The organism is Campylobacter concisus, from assembly GCF_902460595.1.
Classification (GTDB): Bacteria; Campylobacterota; Campylobacteria; order Campylobacterales; family Campylobacteraceae; genus Campylobacter_A; species Campylobacter_A concisus_BL.
On the sequence record NZ_CABPVA010000003.1, the window covers coordinates 17,594 to 38,923 of the forward strand.

A 21,330-nucleotide genomic window follows, 5' to 3' on the forward strand; every position below is an offset into this window, starting at 1 on the left:
ACTAAAAGCCCTCCATTGCCTAAGCAAAGGAGGAAAAATTTACTTTTCAAACGCTTTTTGCAAGCTAAATGGAAACGCCTGATAGCCCATAGCATTTGTCATCTTTATCTCGATGCTAGGCTCTTTTGCGCCCCACTCAAACTCATCGATGTGTGGGCTAGGAAGTCCTACTGGGCGGCCTTTTGCGATGTCAAACTGCATGCCAGCAACAGCTGAATAGACCATCACGCTATCAAGGTCATCTTGATACTGCGTAAGGCTAGTAACCGAGCTATACCACTCTTTGCCACGCTCTTTGCCGTACTCCCAGATCTGCTCAACGGTCTTTTTGTTCTCATCGATCTTATAAACGACCGCACGAGAGTACTTCATGCCAGCGATGGCTGGTTGCTCCATGCCCCTTGTGTCGCCGTTGTCAAAGACACTTAGATAAATTTCGCCTTTTTTAGACTTGCTATCTATCCTAAATGCCGTGTGCTGCGTCCATTGCCAGTCAAAGCCACCTTTGTCGCTCTCGTATCCAGGGCATTTTGAGTACTCATCTTCGCAGACTATCTTGTTGCCTTTGCTATCGACTGGCTGAAGAAGCTTATCTTTAAATTTATCGCTCCAGCCCTTGTGAGCGCCCATGATCCATTTTACTTGTTTGTCACGGCCGATCTTGATAACTGCGTCTTGGTGGCGGCTTGAGATGATGATGCTATCGTCACTTGGATCGTAATCCACGCTATTTACGTGTGCCCAGTTGCGTCCAGGACCAGCGCCAACTATGTCGCCCCATTTATCGTGTGTATCCATAGACTGAAGCTCATCAGAGCTTGCTGTATGGCCTGCTTTTTTAGCGTCTATGTTTAAGCAAACTGCACCTTGATCAAGCGTTTTTAGCACGATATCGCGGTAAGGATCTAGGATTTCATATAGTCTAAAGTCATCAACTACGTTGCCGTCGCGGTCAAGCTCAACGATGACGTCGCGCACTGTTCTTACGTTTTTGCCATCAGCCCTTTTATAGTCGGCATTTGCCACGCGCAAGAAGTAGTGTCCATTTTGTGCTACGTCCATAGAGTGTGAGAAGTCGTTGTAGCTAGCTGGTAACTCGCGGTTGAAAATTTCTCTACCCATGATGTCATATTTTGCGTATCTTTGGCCATATCCCCAAGTCATAGCGCCGTCGTCATTTTGCTTAAAGCCCATCATAACGCCAGCGTGAAATGGCTGTTTTAGGTCGTAAATTTTGCTTGGCTCAAGGTACCATCTAACCTCGCCTTTTGTATCAAGGATGAAGTTATTTGGGCTGTAGTTCCACTCGATCGCACCACCAGCTGGGTTGTTCCAAACGACTTTTGTGCCCTTGCCTGTTTTATTTACAAAGTTATTTACGTAGTAAAGCCTATTTGCAAATTTAGCGCTAGCAGGCTTAGTAACCTCGATCTTGTCAAATAGCGCGCCCTTTTGATTTGGCGTGCCAGCGCTCTCTAGGTAGATAGCTGGAGCGTAAATTTTATAGCTCTCTTTTATATGTTCAGTCTTGCCCTTGTAGCTCTTGTCGTACTCGACCTCAACGGTGTTTTGATAGTCAGGGTACATACCAAAAACTGGGATGCCACCATGTGTGCGAAGATGCTTGTCAGCCACTTTGTAGCTTATAGTTTGACCGCCTTGTTTTGGCACGATAGTGACCTTAGCGTTGCTTAGTGTGTAGCCGCCATTTTTGATGACTGCAGTAAGAGGCGCTGTGTCGTAAGGGTTTACCACTACTTCGCCGATAGCTCCTGTAATAGCGTAGTCAAGTTTAGCTCCGCTTGGACCGCCTATCGCAAAAGCACTCGAGCAAAGCACAGAGGCTAGTGCAACACAACTCAAAGTCTTTCTCATAACATCTCCTTTAAATAAATTTTATAAACTCTACTCATAAAGCTTATAAAATTTAGAAAAAGCCTCGGCAAAAACCAAGGCCTCAATCAGTAAAAGGAATAACAAAAATGATTTGCTTTGTGTGTAATTGTAGTAAATCTTTATAACATAAATTTAACGCTAAGATTAATAATAGCTTAAAATTTAAAAATATATTTAAAATTTATTAAATAGCGTATTCAACCTCGTTATCTTCGCCATTTATGAGGTCAAAAATTTTAGCTTTTAGCTCAAAATACTTTAGATCATGTACGCCAAAATTTGGATTGATTATCTCTTTTATAATCACGCCATCGTGCAGGATCACGATCTTATCAGCCAAAAATAGCGCCTCATCAATATCGTGCGTGACAAAGATAGTGGTTTGAGTCTTTGACATCTGCTTTAAGCTTTTTTGTAAATTTGTTCTTGTTATTGGATCAAGTGCAGAAAATGGCTCGTCTAAAAACAGCACCTCAGGGCTTAAGCTAAGTGCCCTTGCTATAGCGACACGCTGCTTTTGGCCGCCACTTAGCGAGTGAGGGAAGAGCTCGGCCTTGTGAGAAAGGCTAACAAGCTCTAGAAATTTGCTAGCTCTCTTTTCTTGTTCAAATTTATCCTTTATACCAGAGCATTTTAGGGCAAATTTGATGTTGTCTTTTGCGCTTAGCCATGGCATTAGTGAGTAGGTCTGAGTGATGATCTGGCGCGATTTGTCTAGTGAAATTTTCTTTGTATAAATTTTATTTTGCATCGAAATTTCACCGCTACTAAGCTCGCTCGTGCCGCTTAGGATGTTTAAAAGTGTCGTCTTGCCAGAGCCACTGCCGCCAAGCAAAACGCAAAATTCATTCTGCTTTATCTCTAAATTTATCCCTTTTAAAATTTTAGTGTCCCCAAAAGATTTGGTTAAATTTTTTATCTTTATCATCGTCCAAGCCTCTCCCCTGCGTATCTTTCAATGAGCGAAAAGATGAAATTTATCACGATGCCTATCACGCCGATCACAAAAATCACCGCCATTACGCTATCTATCCTAAGCTGGTTTCTAGCGTCTATTATGAGATATCCTAGCCCGCTTTGCGCTCCCACCATCTCGCCAACTACTAAATTTATCCAAGCAAGGCTCGCTGCTAGCTTTAGCCCTGAGATGATGCTAAAAAGACTTGCTGGCATGATGACGCCAGTGATTATTTGCATTTTGCTAGCTCCAAAGCCACGAGCCGCTAAAACAAGCTCATTTGGCACGCTTTTTACGGCACTTATAGTAAGAAGTAGCATAGGGAAAAATATCGCATAAGCGATGATGAAAATGGTCGGTTTATCGCCGATACCAAAGGCAAGGACTATCAAAGGTATCCACGCAATCGGCGAAATAGGACGCAAAAGTCCGATAAGTGGCTCAAATGCATTTGCAAATTTTGGAAAAAGTCCAAATATAAGTCCGACCAAAACCGCAACAAGCGAGCCAATAGCAAGTCCTATGACGTATCTAATGAGTGAGTCAGTGACGCCAAGAAGCAATTTGCCGCTCCTTGCAAGCTCGAAAAATGCACCTACCACCTCTTTTACGCTTGGTACTAAGTCCCCACTAAAAGCTTGCCAGATAAGCAAAGCTAGGGCTAAAACGAGAATTTGAAAAAGGTATTTCATCTTTGCTCCAAGTATGAGTTTATCTCTAAATTTGCTAGTTTTTGATTGCCTAAATTTTTGCTGATTAGAAATTCTTTTAGCTCCTCTAACTCCTCTGCCCTTAGGCTTAGATCGTCGTAGCTTACGATCTCTTTATCAAGCACTAACTTTAATAAATTTGCATTTTGACTTAAGATCTCATTGCCCAAAAGTGCGCTTTTTTCGTGATCTTTTGTGATAAAGCTTGCTGCTTTTCTAAAAGCATCTAAAAGCTCGTTAAAATAAGGCTTTGAGAGTATCTCTTCTTGAAAATTTAATGTACAGCAGATGTGGTTTGGCTTTATATCTTTTGAAAAGAGTAAATTTTTCGCCCTGCCTTTAAAATTTACAGCCATTTGCCCAAATGGCTCAGCCACGATGTAAGCATCTATCTGATGGCTAAGAAGCGCAAAAGGCATCTCAGGTGGCGCCATCTCAATGATATCTGCACTCATATTTTCACGCTTTAAGATCGTATCAAGTAAAAAATAGTGCATGCTAAATTTTGAAGGCACAGCGATCTTTTTGCCAGCAAGCTGCTTAAGACCGGTCACGTCGCTTCTAGCCACAAGGGCTGAGCCATTTTTGTGAGCTGATAGCACTGTCTTTATCTTTGCGCCATTTGCTCTTAGCATAAGACCTAGTGGAGCTAGCATAAAAGCCCCGTCAATCGCCCCTGCCCTAAGCGCCTCAGCTAGATCAACCCAGCTGGCAAATTTAATAGGCACTATCATGAAATTTTCACTTTTATAGAGCTTTGAAGCGATGATGCATAGATGATCGCTTATCGACACAAAGCCTATTTTTACGCCGATCTTTGGAGTGCTTGCTAGAGCTTTTTGGCTACTAAGAGCCAAGAAAGAGCCTAGAATTTGTAAAGCATAACGCCTGGTCATAAATTTTCCTGAATTTTATTTTAAGTGTGTAATTATAGTAGCCAAAGCTAAAATTTACACTAAATTTATCCTAAATCAATCTCTGTGAAAATTTTTGATGATATAATCCAAGACTTATCCAAAAGATAAAATTTACTTGCATAAGGAGCAAAAATGCAAACAAACGACGAAATTTTAGGCATCAAGATCCAGAAATACGGACTTGATAAAGAGGCTAAGCCAAATGAAAAAGGCTTTTATGACTACAAAGACGAGGCAGAATTTACAGACTACTCAAATGCTATCTCACTTTATAAAAAAACCTTTCCAAATAAGCAAAAAGTAATCGAAGAGACACCTGATCCAGCCGTTAGCGAAATGCTCCTAAAAATGCAAGATATGGGGATCGAGACTGTTTTTGATAGATTTGACAAGCAAAAGCCACAATGCACATTTGGCATGGCTGGAATTTGCTGTAAGATCTGCTTTATGGGACCATGTAAGATAACATCAAAGGCAACTCGTGGCGTGTGCGGCGCTGATGCGGACGTCATCGTAGCTAGAAATTTACTCCGTCACGTAGCTGGCGGTGCTGCGGCTCACGGCGCAAGAGGCAGAGAAAACATGCTAGCTCTTAAAAACGCAGCAACTGGCAAGCTAAATATCCCAATAGAAGGCGAAGAGAAAGTGCGTGCAGTTGCAAAGGCCTTTGGACTTGATGAGAGCAAAAGCATAAACGAGCTTGCCTCACAGATCGCTGATATCTTACTTGAAGATCTATCTCGCACCTTGCCACAAGAGCACAAAGCCATAAAGACCTTTGCTCCAAAAGAGCGTCAAGAGGTGTGGAAAAAGCTTGATATCTTGCCAATAGGCGTCTATCACGAGATTACAGAGAGCCTTCATAGAACTAGCACTGGCACAGATGGCGACTGGCGAAATGTAATGAAGCAGTTTTTCCGCACAGGTCTAGCTTATGCTTGGTCAAGCACGCTTGGCACGTCTATTGCGATGGATTGTCTATTTGGTCTGCCAAAGCTAAATGACTCTAAGATAAATTTAGGCGCTATCAAAAAAGGCTACGTAAATATCGCGCTTCACGGACACTCTCCACTTTTAGTAAGTGTCGTCGTTAAGCTTGGCAAGAGCGAGAAATTTCAAAATTTAGCCAAAGAAAAAGGTGCGCTAGGCATTCAGTTTTATGGTGTTTGCTGTAACGGGCTTTCGGCTATGTATCGCTACGACGGCGTTATACCACTTTCAAACGCAGTTGGCGCAGAGCTTGTCGTTGGCACAGGAGCGCTTGATCTTTGGCTAGCTGATGTGCAAGATGTCTATCCTACCGTTATGGAGGTAGCAAGGTGCTTTAAAACGACAGTCATCACTACAAGCGACTCTGCAAGGCTTCCTGGAGCTGAGCACATAGGTTTTGATCATCATCACTCAAATATGAGTGAAATTCACGAGATCGCAGAGAAAATTTTATATAGAGCGCTTGAGAGCCATGAAGCTAGAAAAGGCATACCAGTGCATATCCCGCAATACGAAGTCGAAGCTAAAATGGGCTTTTCACTAGAAAATGTAAATAAAATTTTTGGCTCAACGCAGGTTATCGCTGATGCGATAAAAGAGGGCAAGTTACTTGGACTTGTAAATTTAGTCGGCTGCTCAAATCCACGCGTAGTTTATGAAAAAGCTGTCGTAAACGTAGCTAGAACGCTTCTAAAAAACAATGTCTTAATCATGACAAACGGCTGTGCCTCATTTCCACTACTAAAAACAGGACTTTGCAATGCAAATGCGCTTGAATACTGCGGCGATAGCTTGAGAGAATTTTTAGCCCCTTATAAGATCCCGCCGATCTGGCACATGGGCGAGTGCTTGGACAATGCTAGGGCTTCAGCGATGTTTAATACGCTTAGTCAAAACTTAAGCACTGACATAAAAGACCTGCCATACGCATTTTCAAGCCCTGAGTGGTCAAACGAAAAGGGCATAGATGCCGCACTTGGCTTTAGACTACTTGGAATTTCATCTTACCACTGCGTATTTGCCCCAGTTCAAGGCTCAAAAAATGTTGAAGAATTTATGGCAAATGGCACATTGCCGATCCTTGGCTCAAAAATGGTAGTAAATCTTGATCCTGTCGCACTTGCTGAAAATATCGTAGCTGACATGAAGGCAAAACGAGAAAAACTTGGCTGGAGAGCGTAAGGTAAATTTACACGCTAAGTACTTTGGTCTGCTCCAAAAGCCACTTTGGCGGAGCAGATCTTATCAAAACATGATCAAAAATAAGATGAAATTTGCCTCTAAAATACTTTTGTGATTTTGCTAAAAACAAAGCTAAGTCTTAATCCTAGATGGATTTTTGCATCGCAACTTTAAACATTTATATAAAGTCTAAATTTAAAACAAAACAAAAGGGCTAAATCAGCTAGATTTATCTAAGCCTGCGATACTGCCTCTCTTAAAAACCTATACTCTTTAAAAAATTTGCGGAGTGATTTTTGCTCTTTTGGGCCTATTTTGTAGCTTATAAATTTCAAATACCACTTGATGTCTTGCTCGCTTATGTCGCGACTTTTGGCATACTGGGCTAATATATAATTTGGAATTTTTACATTTTTTTGTAAAAATTTTGCGACTAGTCTTTTGTAGAACGAGCCATTTTTTACGTAAGAAAACCTACCAAAAACAAAGGGCAAATTTGTCTTTTCGTGCCAAATTTGACCAAGGTCGTAAAAGCACTCTTTGCCCTCGCTTAAGTATGCCTTTAGCGCCCTGTCGCCTATGATCACCTCGCCATTTAGCTTAAGCACCTTGGCTAGGGCGTTTGAGCTGGCTGAGGCAGGATCTGGCTTTGGGGCTGAGTTTTTGCGCACAAGCACGCTTTTGACATCTTTTTTGGCGATTATTCCAAAATTTAGCTTCTTTAAATTTGCCTTTTTGCTGGCTATGCTTGAGATAACCGCAGCGTCGATCTTTCTGGCGTTTAGGGCTCTATTTAGCTTGCTTGGCACGCCCTTTTTAAACTCGATAGCCTTTTTTATCTGAGAGCTTAGTGGGGCTGATTTTAAAAAAACGTGAAATGGGAGCAAATTTAGATAATCAATCTTTCCAAATATCATTTTTCATCTTTTAAAGGCCCAAATTTAACTATCTCGTTTTCGTTGCAAACGTCACGAAATAGCTGGGTTAAGCTCTCTTTTGTGGCACTATCCAAAGCATTTTCATTTTTTAGCTTTATAAGCGTTGGCTCATTTATCTCGCAAAGGCAGTCAAAGAGCGCGTCTAAATTTTTGCCGTAGTACTCTGGCAGGTCAAATTTCTTAGCAAAATACTCATGCATCTTCTCTTTTTTGAGCATCTTTTTGGCATCTAATATCACGCTTTTCATTGCATCCTCTTCTCATAAAGCAGGTAAAAATGCTCGTAGTGATCGGGCGTGTAGTAGATAAGCCCGTCGTTTGAGTATAAAATTCTCTCAGCGCCGCGCCTGCCGCCATTATAATTCACATCACACTCAAACCACTTTCTACCATCAGCCTCAGGTAGCCTCTTTTCTCGGTTTGAAAATCTATCTCCACCGATACTTTTGCCGCCGCTTATCTGCCATAAATTTCCACTTTTTGCGTCCCAGCCAAGTTCAAGTGCCTCTTTTTTGGTTATGAAATTCTTTGGTAGCTTGTTAAATTTATAGATATAAAGTGCGACATCATCTTTTGAGGTGTATGAGCCATTTTCTGCGAGACTCTGGCTCTTTTGCCCCTCTTTGTTTAGCTGCTCAAGTAAAATTTGAGCGTTTTTGTTTGCCTCGCCACCCTCTTTTGAAAAAAAGAAAGTACCGATGATGATGGCAATGACAAAGGCGACTAGAGCTGGCAAAAGTTTTTTGTTCAAATTTAGCCCTTAAAGTGTGTTAAAAACTCTATCGCCAGCGTCACCAAGACCTGGAACGATGTAGTTTTTCTCATTTAGTTTCTCATCGATCGATGCCGTATAGACCTCGACGTCTGGGTAAATTTCACTAAATCTCTTTAGCCCCTCAGGTGCGGCGATGATAGAGATAAATTTGATCTCTTTAACGCCCTTTTCACGCAAAAACTTAACCGCATCTATCGCCGTGCCACCAGTCGCAAACATAGGATCGATGATGATAGCCATGCGCTCTTTTGCGTCTTTTGGAAGCTTTGCGTAGAAAAACTCAGCCTGCGCTGTCTCTTCGTTTCGCTGAAAGCCCAAAAATCCCACACTCGCATCTGGGATGATGGTAAAGACGCTATCAAGCATGCCAAGCGCAGCCCTTAAAATAGGGCATATCATCACCTTTGTAGTGAGCCTCTTTGCGTCTGCCACCGCAACTGGTGTTTGGACTTTGACATCTTTTACCTTTAAATTTCTAGTCGCCTCAAAGATCATAAGGTAGCTGATCTCATCAACTAGCATACGAAACTGAAAAGGCTGGGTGTTTTTATCACGTAAGATTGTTAATTTATGCTCGATCAATGGGTGTGAGATGAGCTTCACGTTTTGCATTTTTTGTCCTTAAATTTACTGTTTTTACAAGGTTTGTCTTTTACAAAATGCCAAGAGAAGAATTTAGCCCAAAATTTGGGCTAAATTTGATTAAAAACCTTTTGCAAGTTTGGCTTTGTAAGCCTCAACATCAAAATCTTTTACTCTCGCTACGCCATCTTCAACTGCGGCTTTTGCAACTGCTGGAGCGACCGCTGTTAGCACGCGCTTGTCAAATGGTTTTGGGATGATGTACTCTTTGCCAAATTTTAGCTCGCTAACGCCACTTGCTTTTAAAACTTCAGCTGGCACTGGCTCTTTTGCAAGCTGCGCAAGCGCTTTAGCTGCTGCCATTTTCATATTTTCAGTGATCTTTTTAGCCCTAACATCAAGCGCGCCTCTAAAGATAAATGGAAAGCCCAAAACGTTATTTACTTGGTTAGGATAGTCGCTTCTGCCTGTGCCCATCATAACGTCATCTCTTACAGCTACGACGTCCTCTGGGAAGATTTCAGGCACTGGGTTTGCCAAAGCGAAGATGATAGGCTCTTTGTTCATCGATGCGACCATCTCTTTTGTCACAACGCCAGGCTTAGAAAGACCTAAAAACATATCAGCGCCTTTCATCGCATCAGCCAAAGTCCTATCCTCGGTCTCAAGCGCAAATTCAACCTTTTCTGGAGTTAGGTCTGTTCTTTTTGAGTGGATGACGCCTTTGCTATCTATCATCACGATGTGTTTTGCGCCAAGTGCTTTATACATCTTTGCGCAAGCGATGCCAGCTGCACCAGCGCCGCTAACTACGATCTTTATCTTAGATATATCTTTGCCAGAAATTTCCATCGCATTTATAATGCCAGCGCTTGTTATCATCGCTGTGCCGTGTTGATCGTCGTGCATTACAGGGATATCGACTGCTTCTTGAAGCTTTCTTTCGATCTCAAAGCACTTTGGAGCGCGGATATCTTCTAAATTTATACCGCCAAATGTCGGAGCTAGAGCCTTGCAAATCTCAACGATCTTATCAGGATCATGCTCGTCTAGCTCGATGTCAAAGGCATCAACGTTTGCAAATTTCTTAAATAGCACCGCCTTGCCCTCCATAACTGGCTTACCAGCGATAGCACCGATATCGCCAAGTCCAAGAACAGCCGTGCCATCGGTGATGACAGCTACTAAATTTGCTTTATTTGTATATTTATAAGCTAGTTCAGTGTCTGCATTTATCTCACGGCATGGCTCAGCAACGCCTGGTGTATAGGCCATTGAAAGGTCTCTTGAAGTCTCGCAAGGTGTCTTTACCCTGATCTCGATCTTACCGCCGATGTGGTAGTTTAGTGCCTCTTCTTTAGTTACATGTGTCATTTCTCTTCCTTTAATAAATTTTGTATTCTGTTTTTGATCTCGTTACTGCCTACTACTTCAAGCACTTCAAAGATACTTGGGCTCACGCTTGAGCCAGTTAGCGCTATCCTTAGGGCCTGAGCTAGGTCTTTTAGTTTTAAGCCATTTTGCTCTAAAAATTTATTAGTTAGCTCCTCATAGCCTTTAGCATCAAGGTCACGGTCTAAAATTTGAGCAAATTTCGCCAAAATTTCTTTGCTATTTTCATTTATAAATTTAGCCCAAGCTTTCTCGTCGTAGCTTTTTGGAGCGTTGATGATAGCATTTGCGCTGTTTGCCATTTCGATTAGCGTCTTTGATCTCTCACGGAGCGAATTTAGCAGTAGTTCACCCTTTACCAAAGCCTTAAAATCCACGCCAAATTTAAGCATATCATGCGCTAGCCTCTCATAAGGCAAAGTTTTTATATAGTGAGAATTTAGCCAGTCAAGCTTTTGAGCGTTGTAGGTGCTTGAGCTTTTGTTGATATCGTTTGGATTGAAGTATTTAAGCATATCCTCGATAGTAAAAATCTCATCATCGCCGTGGCTCCAGCCAAGACGAACGAGAAAATTTAAGAGCGCTTCAGGCAAGTAGCCCATCTTTTTATACTCCATAACGTCGGTCGCGCCGTGCCTTTTGCTAAGCTTTTTGCCGTCCTCGCCGTTTATCATAGCGACGTGATAAAATTTTGGCACCTTAAAGCCAAGCGCCTCGTAAAGAACGATCTGTTTTGGGGTATTTGAGAGGTGATCATCGCCGCGGATAACGTCTGTTACGCCCATTAGCGCATCGTCTATCACAACTGTGAAGTTATATGTTGGCGTGCCGTCGCTTCTTGCGATGATGAAGTCGTCTAAGATATCTTCAACCTTAAATTTAACCTCGCCCTTTATGCCATCATGTATGACGATCTCACCACTAAGTGGGGCTTTTATACGGATGACTGGCTCGATGCCAGCTGGAGGCGTGCCTTTAAAACCTCTATATCTATTATCATATTTTGGGCGTTCTTTTCTAGCCTCTTGGCTAGCTCTAAGCTCCTCAAGCTCCTCTTTGCTCATATAGCATTTGTAGGCTTTGCCCTCATCAAGCAGCTTTTTAACGTACTCTTTGTAAAGATCAAACCTCTTTGACTGATAGGTCACTTCGCCGTCGTGATCTAGCTTGCACCAAGCAAATGCCTCTTTTATAGCTTGTGTGGCTTCTTCTGAGTTTCGTTTTAAGTCAGTATCTTCGATGCGGAGCAGAAATTTTCCATTGTTAGCTCTTGCGTATAAATAATTATAAAGAGCTGTCCTAAGTCCGCCTATGTGTAGGTATCCAGTAGGCGACGGAGCAAATCTAGTAACTATCATTTTGTGCCTTATTTTTATGTTATAATTGCCCAAAATTATATTTACTAAATACTTAAACAAAGGTTTCATTATGAAAAAATTGCTCTTTTTGGCTGCTGGCGTGTTAAGTGCCTTAAATTTATATTCAGCTCAGATGATAAACGGCATCGCAGCTATCGTGGAGAACGAACCTATCACGCTTTACGAGGTTTATAGCTTGAAGGAACAGCTAAAGACAACAGAGCAGGACGCTTTAAATTTGCTTATCAGAGATAGGCTTGAAGATGCGCAGATAAAAAACTTAAATTTAAGCGTGACACCTTTTGAGCTAAACGACAGGATCGAGGCGATCGCAAAGCAAAATGGCATGACAAATTCGCAGTTTAGAAGCTCTATCCAAGCTCAAGGCATGGACTTTTTAGACTTTAAAAACAACTTAGAGCACAAGATGCTTCAAGAAAAGCTCTATAAAAGCATAGCTGCTGAGGCTGGCAAAAACATAAATGAGCAAAAAGCAAAGGCGTATTTTGACGCTAATCCAGACAAATTTAAGGTCTTTAGCACCGCTAGAGTCGTAGTTTATAGAGCAAAAGACCCTGATCTACTTGAAGCTCAAAAAACAAGTCCAAAGCTACTAGACGGCGTGCAAACACAAGAGGTGAGTTTGGACTATCAAAGCATAGATCCAAGACTTGCTGCAATCATCTCAAGCACAAATAACGGCGACTACACACAGCCCTTGCAAGGACCTGACAGCTTTGATATGTTTTTAGTAAAAGAGAAGATCGGCTCATATACACCAAGCTTTGCTGATGTAAAAGATAACGTTATAAACGAGCTTTACCAAGGCGAGCAAGAGAAATTAATGAGTGATTACTTCGAAAAACTCCGCGCAAAAGCAAAAATTCAAATTCTAAGATAACTTCAAATTTAGCCACTTTGGTGGCTAAATTTCTCCAAAATTTAACTTCAAACTTTTCAAACTTTATAAGCAAAAACCTGCAAAAGCAGTCAAATTTAATTACGATTTTTAGTGAAAAACCAACGCAGATAGCGTAGATGTAAGGGCTACTACAGCTTAAGGAGCAAAAAGTGTGATGCCAGCTCTCCTGAGCTTGCAAGCACGAAATTATGACTTATCGCAGCACCTGCGCCCATGCCTAAAACAAAAGGAGCTGAGCTTCAAAGCCAAATTTGTATTGATTTAGCACTAAATTTGTGATGCTTGCAAAAAGAACGATAGAGATGACACCATAAAACATCGAGAAGTCACGCTCAAAAATTTTACTGATAGCTCCCACTGAGCAAAATTTACTTCTTTGCATAAATGCGCCGATGATGATGGCACAAATAAGCGAGATAAATAAATTTGCATGCTGTGAGCCTGGACCTTTTTCTGAGCTAAATAATGCGCCATTTTCGCCAAGTTTTAGACCAAAGATAAGTGCTATCAAAAGTAAAATAGCGATGATCAGCGGCAAAAATCCTATCGCCTTTGCAGTGTCTTTGCTACTTTTTGGGCATGATATCATCTAAAATATGGCAAATTTGTAGGTATAACTCGCGCCTTATCCCTGAAATTCGTAGTATATCAGCTGCCAGCTGGGCTTGCTAAGATGAATATTTTTAGTTCTTGCCTATTTACCACGCTTAATGCTAGGGCTTGGTGTGCTGTTTTGCTTGGAGCTGGCTATTTTCTAGGCTCAAACCCTGACAAACAGACGCTTCCAATAATAACGATCACCATTTTAGCGGTGGTTGCGGTAATAAGCGCGGTCTATATAGTGAAGCAGTTTTGCTCTCAGGCAAAATGTAGCCATTTTTCTTAAAAACTTGTCCTACAAAGACACCAGCAAATAAGCCAACAACACCAGCGATAGCGACTAAATTTAACTATTTGATAACAAAAGAGATTAGTGAAAATTTTCTATAAGGTCTTTAAAAACTTCATAAAGTTTATTTATTTCATCAGCGCTAACTCGTTCGTTTTTGGCGTGTATGCGGTCATTTATGACGCCAAATTCTATCGCATCTACGCCAAATTCAGCAAAATGCCTTGCATCGCTCGTGCCGCCTTTTGTGTTTAAAAGTGGCGTAACGCCGGTGATCTTTGTGACAGATGCCATTAAATTTCTTACGATCTTGCTATCTTTGTTGGTTAAAAATCTCTTTGAGCTTTGCTTTATACTAAGCTCGTAACTAAGCCCATCTAAAACGCTTCTAAGATAGCTCTCAACGTCATTTGCGTCAGTTAAATTTGAGTTTCTAACGTTAAACATTATGCTAAGCTCGCTTGGCGTGACGTTGCAAACCTGCATGCCACCACGAATGTCCGTCACCACGATCTTGCTTGGGCTAAAAAACTCGCTCCCCCCGTCCATATCGTGATCAGCTATCTTACTTAAAAGTGGAGCTATCAAATTTACTGGATTTACGCATTTTTCTGGGTATGCCACGTGACCTTGAACGCCCTTTATCACGATCTTACCATTTATCGAGCCACGTCTGCCGACCTTTATGCTATCGCCAAATTTCTTATCACAAGTTGGCTCAGCCACGACGCAAAATTTGGGCAGATCCCCTATCTCACGCAGATATTCAAGTGCCAAAGGCGTGCCATAAGTGCCGTCGCCCTCTTCGTCACTTGTTAAAATAAGACTTAACTTGCCATCAAATTTGGCCTCTTTGCACGCACAAACAAAGGCAGCCACGCCACTTTTCATATCCTGCGCGCCCCTTGCGTAGATGTAGCCATCTTTTTCTAGTGGTGTAAATGGCTCGCTCTCCCAGCCATCACCTGGCGGCACGACATCAACGTGTCCTGCAAAGGCTAGATGCTCCCCGTCTCCATAAATTTTAGAAAGTATGAGATTTTTTGTGCCGTTTTTTTCTATAAATTTAGCCTCAAAATCAGGCAAAAATTTAGCGATGAACTCCAAACTACCAGCATCATCTGGCGTGATAGAGCGAAAGCTTAAAAGCTCTTTTAAAAAGCTAACTACCACTAAAACGCCTTTTTAGAAGGAAGTCCCAAGTAAAATCCTTGGAATTCGTCGATGCCTATCTCCTTACAGACGTTAAAGATTTCTTTAGAATGAACATACTCTGCGATCGTTTTTATGCCAAGATCTTTTGCAAATGCCACGATCGCGCTTGCGATAGCATATGAGTCTTTATTGATATCGATATCTTTGATGATAGAGCCATCGATCTTCACGTAGTCTGGCTTGATCTTTATGATGTAAGAGAAATTTGAGTAGCCAGAGCCAAAGTCGTCGATCGCTATCATAGCGCCCATGCTCTTTGCTCGCTCGATAAAGACTGAGACGCGCTCAGCACTCTTTAGCTCCTCGTCTTCAACTATCTCAAAAACTATCCTGCCAGCGACATTGTGCTTATTTAGTAAATTTAAAACAAGTGCGCTAACGTCGCCATCTATCATATCTCGGCTGCTTAAATTTATAGAAAGAACCAAATTTGGATCTTCAGTGAGGTGCTCAAAGCACTTTTTAATGAGCTGTTTTTCAAGGTCTGCGTAGCGCTTGATACGCTTTGAGATATCCAAAAATACACTTGGCGAGATGACGTCGTCGCGGTCTAAAATTCTTATTAAGCATTCATATTTTATAGGGATCTTTTTCTCGTCAAATATCGGCTGAAAATACGGCACGATGTTGTCATTTATCGTAGCGTTTTGGATCAGCTTTGAGCGCTCGATCTGATTTGCGTATTCATCTTTTTGACTTAGCCCTTTAAAGTAGCAAACATAGTCTTTATCAAGCGTCTTGGCTGATTTTAACGCGATGGTTGCCTTTCTTAAAGTCTGATCGCTATCAAGCGCAAAGCCTATGGTGTTGTGAATTTCTATATCATCGACCTCTACGCCATTTTCATCTTTTATGCTAAGCATCCTGCCTTTAAAGATATCTAGTAAATTTTCAGCAAGCTCTTCGTATCTGTCGATAAAGTCGTTATTATCTTCAACCAAAGCAAACCTGTCCGCCTCGATACAATAAGCCTTCATATTCTCATTTTTTGCAAATTCTTTGATGAGATTTGCCATCTGTTTTAGTATCTGGTCGCACACGTATTTGCCGTAGTAGTCGTTCATCTTGCCAAAATCATCGATATCCATAAGTATCACTTTTGGATATTTATACTCGCTCACATCTTTTATGAGTGCTGCCTTGTTAAAAAGTCCTGTCATCGGATCGATGTATAGCCTCTCTTTTAGTTCAGCGATCTTAATAGTGCTCTCTTCTTTTACTTTTAGATAGTCAAATTTGATGTTTAGATACTTAAATACAAACCAAAGACAGACCGCAAGCCCTAAAAATAGACCGATCGAGCTTAAGATCAAAGTAAGAGTCATGTTTTTCATCAGCCACTGAAAATAAAATTGGTCGCTAGTGCCAGTTATCCTTTGATCTATATGCGCTTTAAAGCCCAAAATATAGTCATTTACGGCGACAAACATACATACTTTGGCGCTATTTTCTGGCAAAATTTCAGCCTTGAAATAATTCTTTTGAAAATCATGCGAGTAGATGTCACCACAGCTCTTGTCTTCGTAGTCTTTATTTACGAGGCTTTTGTCTGACGATGCCTCTATCTTAAAGCCATTTTTACCATTTTCTTTTAGCAAAAAGACTTCGCCAAAGGCAGCATTGCTTATGTAATTTTGAAAATCTAAGACACTAAATTTACTTATATTTTTAAAGTAATTCACATATTGATCTGTTAGATACTCAGTCTTTTTTTTGAGGCCAAAGTTGTTTGTAGATAGCGCGTTATTGTATTTATATGAATAGATAGTTAAATTTTCAGCTACAAAGAAAGCAAAAAGCAAAACCACGACCAAAGTGACGGTTTTAACCATACTAAAGTGCTTTTTTTGCGATTCGTCGCTTGGCATAAAGTTTAAACTTCCTTTCTTAAATTTTTCTAATGGATTATATCTAAGCTAAATAAAAAATTTCTTTCATTTTTTAATTAAAAATTTAGCTCAAAGCTTAACGATCTTTGCACCATATCCGCCTTGATTTGCCGGTGCATCATGAAATTCTTTTACGCTTGGATGCTCTTTTAAGAAATTTTTAACAGCAAAGGCAAGCTTGCCAGTGCCAATGCCGTGAAATACGCTAACCTCATCAAATCCCATAACAAGACTATCTGAGATAAATTTATCAAGCTTTGCTATCGCCTCGTCAGCTCTCATACCGTGCAGATCAAGCGATAATGACGCCGTTTTTGGCTTATCGACATTTAGGCTTACGCCACCTTTTTTAGGCAAGACTACTTCGTTGCCATTTTTTCTTAAAAGCTCGAGTGGCACACGTAAATTTATACCATTTGACTCGATCATCGCGTCATTTTTAGAGATACTTAAAACCGTGCCTTTTATATTTTCATACTTCACTCTATCGCCTACTTTTAGGCTCTCGCGCTCAGTTTTTTTAGGCTTAACGATGGCGGCTTTTTTCTCATTTGCCACGTTTAGCGCTCTTTGCTTGTCTTTAATGTCCTTGAAATTTATAACAGCTTTTGCCGCATTTATCGCGTCAAAATACTCTTTTTCAAGGCGCGAAATAGTCGCATTTAGCTTGATCTCATTTTTCTCTTTTAGCTCTTTTTGCTCCTCAAGCAAGCGCTCCAGCCGCTCCTCTTTTGCCGTGACCTCTTTTATCCCCTCATCAAGCTTGGTTTGTAAATTTAGCGTCTTTGTGATGATCTCGTTTAAATTCTCTTTATCTTCGCCGTAAATTTTCTTTGCCTGCGCCACTAAATTTTGAGATATGCCGTATCTTGCCGCAGTTTCAAAGGCGTAAGACTTGCCGATCGTGCCCTTTAAAAACTCAAATTTAGGCCTTTGAGCCGCCTCGTCGTAAAGTGCCGCCACTAGCTCAACCTCTGGATTCTTAGCTAGCAACATCGCGAGGCGCTTGTGGTGGGTCGTGATGATCATTTTGATATCTTGAGTGATGAGGCGCTCTATCATGACGCCATACAAGCTCGCAGCCTCCTCAAAGTCGGTGCCAAGCTCGATCTCGTCGATACCGATGATGATCGATTTTTTAGTAAAAAGCCTTGCAAAGTGCACCATCCTGCCAGCAAAGGTCGAGATGTCGTTTTTCACGCTTTGCGGATCTTCTATGATCGCGTCAAATTCTTTAAAAGAGCCGATCGTTGAGCGGTTTGCGTCGATACGCATAGGCAGCAGATACTTTGCAAGTAGCGTGGCTGAGATGATCGATTTTAAAAGCATCGACTTACCGCCAGCATTTACGCCGGTAATGAGAAGTACCTTTTTGCTAAAATCCACGCTCACGCTCTTTGGGTTTTTTAGCGCTGGATGGGCAAATTTCTCAAGCTTTATGATGTGCGAGCTGTTTGGCAAAACAAACTCATAGTCACGCGATCTAGCCAAATTTACACGCGCTTGATATGCGTCAAACTGATCAAAAGCGTTATTTATAAATTTCAAAAAAAGCAGGTTCTTGCTCATCTGCAGGCTAAATTTCTTGCAGTGCTCAAAAATGATCTCCTCTTTTCTATCAAGCAGCTCGCTTTGCTCCTTTTTTAGGCGCTCGGTGCTTGCAGGTGCGACGTAGAAGTAGCCGCCTGAGCTTCTAGCGATGACGGTGCCTTTTAAAGCGTGGTTAAAGCCGCCACGCACCAAAAGTGCCTCTTGTGAGTTGATGTAGTGCGTCTGGGTATCGACTAGATAGGGCGTGATGTGCTTTGAGTAGATGAGCTTTTTAAGCTCGGCGTCGATCTGGCGCTTTTTCTCGCTAAAAGCCTGCTTTATCGCGTAAAATCTCTCGTCCACGCTGTCGCTAAACTCGCCGTTTTCATCAAAGCTGTTTGCCATCTGGCTCATCGCTTCAGGGATTTCGACCTTTGCGATCCACTCGCCAAGCCTGCCTTCAAATTTTTGCTTTTTTAGATATGAAAAATACTTAATGATCTTTGCAAACTCGTAAATTTCACTGATGTGAAGCACCGCTTGCTTGCTAAGTCTTATAAGCGCGTCATCAAGCTCTTTTATCTCGTCAGGTGCCTTAAAATCATACTTTGAAAGCTCGCTGATATTTTCAAAGTGGATTTTGCTGTCGCCTTGTAAAAATAGCGGTTTTTGTCTTGCTAAAAATGAGTTAAATTTATCCAGATACTCGCCCAGATCGAGCTTTGCAAATATATCGTTCATTGCTCGCAGCTCGTTATAGGCACGATGACGCCTGAAAGATCGCTAAATTCTCGCTTTGGCAAAAATGACGCAGTGCCAAATTCGTAGTTAAATTTCTCAGCGCTCACGTTGTATTCGCCACATTTTAGTGTTTTACCCTGCTTAAAGTCGGTCACTAGCTTTGAGATGGCGTCCTCGTTTTTTGATAAATTCTCCTCGTAAAAATATACACAAACAAGGATCGCTACAAGCACCACGCTAACGAGCGCTTTTATGCTTTTGCTGATCTTTTCATCTTTTATCGCCCAGATCGCTCCAAAAAGCAGTATCACGCCGGCGATTATTATCAAATTTCTTACCATTTTACGCCTTTATATTTTGCGATGAGCTCCTTGTAAAGCTCAGCATGAAGCTTGATCTTTTCTAAAATTTCAGCTCTAACCTCGCTGATATCTTGCTTTTCAACCAGCAAGCAAACGGCTAGATATGGGGCATTTGGCAGCATATCTTTTATCTGGGTGCTATTTAGCTTTTGTGACCTTGCAAGAGCTATCAAGATATCTTTTTTGCCTAAATTTATAAGGCTTGAAATTTCATCCTTGCTTAGCTCTTTTTCTTTTATCTCTTTTAAAATTTCATTTTCATCTTGAGGCTTGAAATTGCTTATATCCATTAATATCCGCCTCTTAGCTGCACGCTGATATCGCCCGCTCCAAAGCCAACTACTATGCCGTCGCTTAGGCGGTTTTTCACGCCAAATTCATCTGTAAATTCTATCCCCTCTTCAACTCTCTCGACCTTGTCGGTAAAGATCGGGTTATACTCGCTAAATTCGCTCTTCATATCAACTTCGATCGGATTTTCTCCAGCTGCATAAACTGGCAAGATAACAAGCTCATCAACGCCCTTAAAGCACTCTTTAAAGCCAGGTAAATTTGTGCTAAGCCTTGTGTAGCGGTGTGGCTGAAATATCGCTGTGACGCTGTTTATACCTAAAATTTTGGCGTATTCAAAGACTGATTTTAGCGTCGCTTTTATCTCGGTTGGGTGGTGTGCGTAGTCGTCAATAAGGACAAAATTTTTGTTTGCGCAAAGTATGTCAAAACGCTTTTTTATCCCTTTAAAATTTAGTAAATTTTCTCTTATATCTTTTAGAGGCGTCTCGTGCATCGCAGCAAGAATAGCCAAAGATGCGTCTATGGCGATGTGCTCGCCCATGCCAAAGGCTTCAAATTTGCCTAAATTTTTAAGGTTAAAGCTGGTGTATGGCTGATAGTCTCTTACAACCATCGTAAGCTCCGTGATATCACTGCTTGGGTAAAGCCTGATCGCATCAAGCTTAAGCGTGCTTAAAAACTCGTCCTCAGCGTTTATCACTCTAACCTTTGCGCGCTCCAAAAAGCCCTTGTATGCTGCGTAAAATTTAGCTAGATCGTAGTCGTAGTGCTCCATGTGCTCTGGCTCTGCGTTTGTTACGATGGCTAGATATGGGTTTGAGTTTAGAAAGCTTGAGTCGCTCTCGTCGGCTTCAAATACGACGTTGTCGCTCTTTGCGTAGCGCATATTTGAGCCAAACTGCTTTGAGATGGCGCCAATGATGACTGAGCCCTCGATGAGGCTTGCTAGCATCGCTGAAGTCGTGCTTTTGCCGTGCGCGCCAGCAACTGCAAAGACGCACTTATCTTCAAGCACATAAGGCAAAATTTCTTTTCTTGAAAAGCACTTTATGCCCTTTCTTCTAGCCTCCACTAGCTCGATGTTGTCTTCTTTTATCGCAGCTGAATAGACCACAAAGTCTTGGTCTTTTATCGCCTCTTTGCAGTGCGGCGTGATGACCTCGATACCCTCATTTTGAAGTTCAAGCGTCGTCTTGCTCTCTTTGATGTCACTGCCGCTTATCTTGTGGCCTTTTTCGTGTAAAAATCTAGCGATGGCTGAGATGCCGATGCCGCCGATGCCTATGAAATGGACTTTTTTGATCTCGTTGTTTAACTCTTGCAAATTTTATCCTTAAGTTTTTCGTGATTTTAACAAAAACTACTAAATTTTGTATGATACTTCCATAAAATCTAAGAGAATTTACACATTTCGTTTCGTCTTTCTCTTTTGATTTTATAAAATTTTCCATAAGTCCCTGCTACTAAATTAAGCGGTTTTACGCTGTGCCTTAGATTTAGGGCTTATGGTTGATGTTTCGGTTAAAAATCTTAGTGTTTTAACACTGAATACAAGAAAGAAACATAACCTAAATTTTATTTCGGAGTATCAAAATGAAAAAAGCGTTTTTTTGTGGCGTTGATGTTTCTAAAGATAAAATCGATGTTTGTTTTTTAACTTCTATTGCAAGTGAAAAAGCTAAGTTTGAAACACTGCCTAACAATTATGATCTTATTAAAGTTTATTTTGATAGTTTTAAAAATGATGAAATTTTAGTTGTTTTTGAAGCAACTTCAAATTATCATTTGGA

General features: G+C 41.2%; 19 protein-coding genes and 2 pseudogenes. 4 read left to right on the forward strand and 17 right to left on the reverse strand.

The genetic code is table 11. The features are described from left to right. Window positions 1–39: 39 nt before the first annotated feature. The 4 genes from F3G86_RS06290 to F3G86_RS06305 form a co-directional block, all read right to left on the reverse strand. On the reverse strand, window positions 40–1,875 hold the full coding sequence (locus F3G86_RS06290) for an aryl-sulfate sulfotransferase (RefSeq protein WP_149723343.1): 1,836 nt from the start codon (window positions 1,873–1,875) through the stop codon (window positions 40–42). A gap of 205 nt (window positions 1,876–2,080) precedes the next feature. Next, window positions 2,081–2,824 carry an ABC transporter ATP-binding protein gene (locus F3G86_RS06295; RefSeq protein WP_107915356.1) on the reverse strand — a complete coding sequence of 248 codons (744 nt, stop codon included), beginning with the start codon at window positions 2,822–2,824 and terminating at the stop codon, window positions 2,081–2,083. Then, complete coding sequence (locus F3G86_RS06300; protein WP_149723344.1) at window positions 2,821–3,546, reverse strand: ABC transporter permease; 726 nt, start codon at window positions 3,544–3,546, stop codon at window positions 2,821–2,823. Before F3G86_RS06300 ends, F3G86_RS06295 begins: the two co-directional genes overlap by 4 nt. Next, window positions 3,543–4,460, reverse strand: a complete 918-nt coding sequence (locus tag F3G86_RS06305; protein ID WP_149723345.1) for an ABC transporter substrate-binding protein — start codon at window positions 4,458–4,460, stop codon at window positions 3,543–3,545. The genes F3G86_RS06300 and F3G86_RS06305 overlap by 4 nt, the downstream gene beginning before the upstream one ends. Before the next feature lie 153 nt (window positions 4,461–4,613). Between F3G86_RS06305 and cooS the strand changes: the two genes are divergently transcribed. Beyond that, on the forward strand, window positions 4,614–6,653 hold the full coding sequence (cooS, locus tag F3G86_RS06310; protein ID WP_149723346.1) for an anaerobic carbon-monoxide dehydrogenase catalytic subunit: 2,040 nt from the start codon (window positions 4,614–4,616) through the stop codon (window positions 6,651–6,653). A gap of 233 nt (window positions 6,654–6,886) precedes the next feature. Here the strand turns inward: cooS and F3G86_RS06315 are convergent, their stop codons facing one another. The 6 genes from F3G86_RS06315 to gltX form a co-directional block, all read right to left on the reverse strand. Then, window positions 6,887–7,570, reverse strand: coding sequence for an MqnA/MqnD/SBP family protein (locus F3G86_RS06315; protein ID WP_149723347.1), 684 nt, complete (start codon window positions 7,568–7,570; stop codon window positions 6,887–6,889). Then, complete coding sequence (locus F3G86_RS06320; RefSeq protein WP_149723348.1) at window positions 7,567–7,839, reverse strand: barstar family protein; 273 nt, start codon at window positions 7,837–7,839, stop codon at window positions 7,567–7,569. The genes F3G86_RS06315 and F3G86_RS06320 overlap by 4 nt, the downstream gene beginning before the upstream one ends. Beyond that, the gene (locus F3G86_RS06325; protein ID WP_149723349.1) at window positions 7,836–8,342 is read right to left on the reverse strand and encodes a ribonuclease domain-containing protein; all 507 of its coding nucleotides are present in this window, start codon (window positions 8,340–8,342) and stop codon (window positions 7,836–7,838) included. The genes F3G86_RS06320 and F3G86_RS06325 overlap by 4 nt, the downstream gene beginning before the upstream one ends. Window positions 8,343–8,351: 9 nt before the next feature. Further along, entirely contained in the window at window positions 8,352–8,978 is a 627-nt protein-coding gene (gene upp, locus F3G86_RS06330) for a uracil phosphoribosyltransferase (RefSeq protein ID WP_004317747.1), read from the reverse strand. A gap of 90 nt (window positions 8,979–9,068) precedes the next feature. Continuing rightward, the gene (locus F3G86_RS06335) at window positions 9,069–10,322 is read right to left on the reverse strand and encodes a malic enzyme-like NAD(P)-binding protein (RefSeq protein WP_004317644.1); all 1,254 of its coding nucleotides are present in this window, start codon (window positions 10,320–10,322) and stop codon (window positions 9,069–9,071) included. Beyond that, window positions 10,319–11,698: a glutamate--tRNA ligase gene (gene gltX / locus F3G86_RS06340; protein WP_149723350.1), complete on the reverse strand. Its 1,380-nt coding sequence runs from the start codon at window positions 11,696–11,698 to the stop codon at window positions 10,319–10,321. The genes F3G86_RS06335 and gltX overlap by 4 nt, the downstream gene beginning before the upstream one ends. 70 nt (window positions 11,699–11,768) lie before the next feature. On the opposite strand from gltX, the gene F3G86_RS06345 reads away from it, so the two are divergent. Next, window positions 11,769–12,599 (forward strand): peptidylprolyl isomerase, encoded by an 831-nt coding sequence (locus F3G86_RS06345; RefSeq protein ID WP_021084537.1) that lies wholly within the window; start codon window positions 11,769–11,771, stop codon window positions 12,597–12,599. Window positions 12,600–12,705: 106 nt separating this feature from the next. On the opposite strand, the pseudogene F3G86_RS06350 reads toward F3G86_RS06345, so the two are convergent. After that, window positions 12,706–13,188 (reverse strand): annotated as a pseudogene (locus F3G86_RS06350) (YedE family putative selenium transporter); the annotation flags it as partial. A 105-nt stretch (window positions 13,189–13,293) separates the two neighbouring features. On the opposite strand from F3G86_RS06350, the gene F3G86_RS06355 reads away from it, so the two are divergent. Next, a complete protein-coding gene (locus F3G86_RS06355; RefSeq protein ID WP_107917073.1) occupies window positions 13,294–13,506 on the forward strand; it encodes an SNARE-associated domain-containing protein in 213 nt (70 codons plus the stop codon). Between the two features lie 84 nt (window positions 13,507–13,590). On the opposite strand, the gene dapE is transcribed toward F3G86_RS06355, so the two are convergent. The 6 genes from dapE to murC form a co-directional block, all read right to left on the reverse strand. Continuing rightward, a complete protein-coding gene (gene dapE, locus F3G86_RS06360; RefSeq protein ID WP_149723351.1) occupies window positions 13,591–14,682 on the reverse strand; it encodes a succinyl-diaminopimelate desuccinylase in 1,092 nt (363 codons plus the stop codon). Next, window positions 14,682–16,592: an EAL domain-containing protein gene (locus F3G86_RS06365; protein ID WP_149723352.1), complete on the reverse strand. Its 1,911-nt coding sequence runs from the start codon at window positions 16,590–16,592 to the stop codon at window positions 14,682–14,684. Before F3G86_RS06365 ends, dapE begins: the two co-directional genes overlap by 1 nt. A 90-nt stretch (window positions 16,593–16,682) precedes the next feature. Beyond that, on the reverse strand, window positions 16,683–18,884 hold the full coding sequence (locus F3G86_RS06370; RefSeq protein WP_188116435.1) for an endonuclease MutS2: 2,202 nt from the start codon (window positions 18,882–18,884) through the stop codon (window positions 16,683–16,685). Then, complete coding sequence (locus tag F3G86_RS06375; protein WP_149723354.1) at window positions 18,881–19,225, reverse strand: hypothetical protein; 345 nt, start codon at window positions 19,223–19,225, stop codon at window positions 18,881–18,883. The genes F3G86_RS06370 and F3G86_RS06375 overlap by 4 nt, the downstream gene beginning before the upstream one ends. After that, window positions 19,219–19,536, reverse strand: coding sequence for a hypothetical protein (locus F3G86_RS06380; protein WP_149723355.1), 318 nt, complete (start codon window positions 19,534–19,536; stop codon window positions 19,219–19,221). The genes F3G86_RS06375 and F3G86_RS06380 overlap by 7 nt, the downstream gene beginning before the upstream one ends. Next, window positions 19,536–20,843 (reverse strand): UDP-N-acetylmuramate--L-alanine ligase, encoded by a 1,308-nt coding sequence (gene murC / locus F3G86_RS06385; RefSeq protein WP_149723450.1) that lies wholly within the window; start codon window positions 20,841–20,843, stop codon window positions 19,536–19,538. The genes F3G86_RS06380 and murC overlap by 1 nt, the downstream gene beginning before the upstream one ends. Before the next feature lie 290 nt (window positions 20,844–21,133). Between murC and F3G86_RS06390 the strand changes: the two are divergent. Then, a pseudogene (locus tag F3G86_RS06390) lies at window positions 21,134–21,330 on the forward strand (IS110 family transposase); the annotation flags it as partial.